Raw genomic sequence first — 2,267 nt, forward strand, 5'->3', positions numbered from 1 at the left:
AACCCTTCACAGGGTTCGCACTCTTCTCATGTTGTCATCGCCGTAGCGACGTCAACTTCTCAGATCTCGGCAGGATCCTGAGTGGTCTTCTTGCGGCGCATGGTCAGAGCAACTGCGGCTCCACCGACGAGGAGGAGGCCGGCTCCACCGGCGAGCCCGGTGAGTTCGGTACCGGTACGAGGCAGGTCACCGCCGCCGTTTCCGTTGTCGTTGCCATCGCTGTTGCCGTTATCGTTTCCGTCGCTACCACCTGCGTTGGCGTCCTCGTCGACCGAGAACTTGCCGGTCAGCTTGTCGTCGCCGCAGGTGACGGTGACGTCATAGTCGCCGACATAGGCCGAAGGATCGGATGCGGACGTGCCGTAGACGTTGACGGAGGCCTTGCCCTCGTCGTCAGCCTTGACGGTCTTGTCGAATGCAGTGACGTTCGACTTGCCCGAAGGGTTGACCAGGTAGCGGACGTCGGAGCCGGGTTCGCAGTTCTCGACGGCGAGAGTGACGCCCTTCTTCTCCTTGACGAAGTCCGCAGCGGAGACGGTCTCGGGGGAGACGGTCAGCTTGGCTTCGGCAGCAGGAGTGGTGGGATCTTCGGTCGCTGCATCCTTGGTGATGGTGAACTTGGCGTTGTCCGACTTCTCTTCGGACGTGGCATCGACCGCGTAGACCGAGTAGTCGCCAGGTTTCAGCCCGGCTTCAGGAGCCTTGACCGAGGTCGAGATCTTGCCGTCTTTGTCGGCGGTGATTTCGTCCTGGTAGAACGGCGACTGAGTTGCTGCACCAATGACGGTGACCTTGCCGCCGGGAGTGAAGCCTTCACCGGTGACCTTGAGACCGTCCTTCTCGAAGTCGCTCTCGCTGACCTTCTTGTCGGAGATCGAGACCTTGGGGTCGACAGCCGGGGTCTCCGGAGCATCGTCATCAGCGGTGACTTCGAACGACGTTGTGTGGGTATCTTTCGGGTCTTCAGCATTTGTGACCGTCACGGTGTATTTGCCGACGAATTCCGGGTTCGCTTCGCCGACGGCGGCAACGCCGTCTTTGAACGCTCCATCGGCATCTGTGGTGACCGTTGTCTTGTAGGAACCGACATTCTGATCATCTGCGGGTGCAACTACCAGTTTGAATTCGGTTTCTCGCTCAAGGCCTGCGCCGGCGATTCCTACGCCGTTCTTAGCGAACTCGTCGACGGTGACGCTGTCAGCAGAGACGGCGATGTCGCCGGCCTGAGGAGAAGCCTTCTGGGCTCCTGCTTTCTGCAGGTTGCCTGACTGCGATGCCGGCTGTGTGTTTGCGGAGTCGTGGGCCGTCGGTACTTCGGTGGTAGCAAAAACTGGGGATGCGGCGAGGCCGGTGATGGCCAGCGCTACTGCGGGTGCGAGGGCGAGCGTCTTCTTCATGTCATTCCTTTGTAACGAACAGCAGTGATCGTGCACTTACGGATGTAACAGTAATGTAATACTCACGACGCACATAGTTGTGAACATTTAGTTCACAAAAATGGCCCTGACAGCTGTCAGGGCCATTCTCGTGTCCGCTATCTCACTGATTGATCACGCGGTGGTGACTGGTCAGCGCTCGAGTGCTCAGAAGTCAGTCGGTGACTGTCCTGCCTTCTTGCGGCGTCCGGTCATGGCGACCGCTGCACCGCCGACGAGGAGGAGAAGTGCTCCCGTGGTGAACCCGCCGAGGTCGGCGCCGGTGCGGGGCAATTCGCTGCCGTCGTTGCCGCTGCCGTTGTCATTGTTGCCGTTGTCATTTCCATCGCTGCCGCCGCCGTCAGCTCCGGCCGTGACCTTGAACGATCCCTTCATCGTGTCGTCACCGCAGGTTGCACTGGCGGTGTAGGAGCCCACGTAAGCGGAGACATTTGATGACGTGCCATAGACGGTGACGAATGCTTTGCCTTCGTCGTCGGCCTTGATGGTTTTGTCATATGCGGAGACGTTGATGCCCTTGGGCTTGACGTTGAAGTGCACATCCGAGCCGGGTTCGCAGTTCTCGACCGAGAGGCGAACGCCCTTTTTCTTGTTTGCGAAGTCCGCAGCTTCCATCGTCTTCGGCGAAACCGTGAAGGAGGCTTCTGCAGGTGCTTCGGGTTCATCTGCAATCACGGTGATGTTGCCGTTGAGTTTCTTCGACTCGGTGCCTTCACGGTCGATGGTGACCGTGAACGGGACCTTGCCTGCTTCGAGGCTGTCCGGGTTGCCCTTGTAGTAGAGGTGGAGCTTGTAGTCGCCGTCGGCAGTGGCTGTTTCAGCCTTGCCGGT

The 2,267-nt window shown here is 59.5% G+C and carries 1 protein-coding gene and 1 pseudogene; both read right to left on the reverse strand.

Translation table 11 applies throughout. The features are described 5' to 3' along the window. Positions 1 to 59: 59 nt before the first annotated feature. The gene (locus tag MPN20_RS17015; protein WP_242784044.1) at positions 60 to 1,397 is read right to left on the reverse strand and encodes an LPXTG cell wall anchor domain-containing protein; all 1,338 of its coding nucleotides are present in this window, start codon (positions 1,395 to 1,397) and stop codon (positions 60 to 62) included. 186 nt (positions 1,398 to 1,583) lie between these two features. Continuing rightward, positions 1,584 to 2,267 (reverse strand): annotated as a pseudogene (locus tag MPN20_RS17020) (hypothetical protein); the annotation flags it as partial.

The organism is Brevibacterium sp. ZH18, assembly GCF_022748595.1.
GTDB lineage: Bacteria > Actinomycetota > Actinomycetes > Actinomycetales > Brevibacteriaceae > Brevibacterium.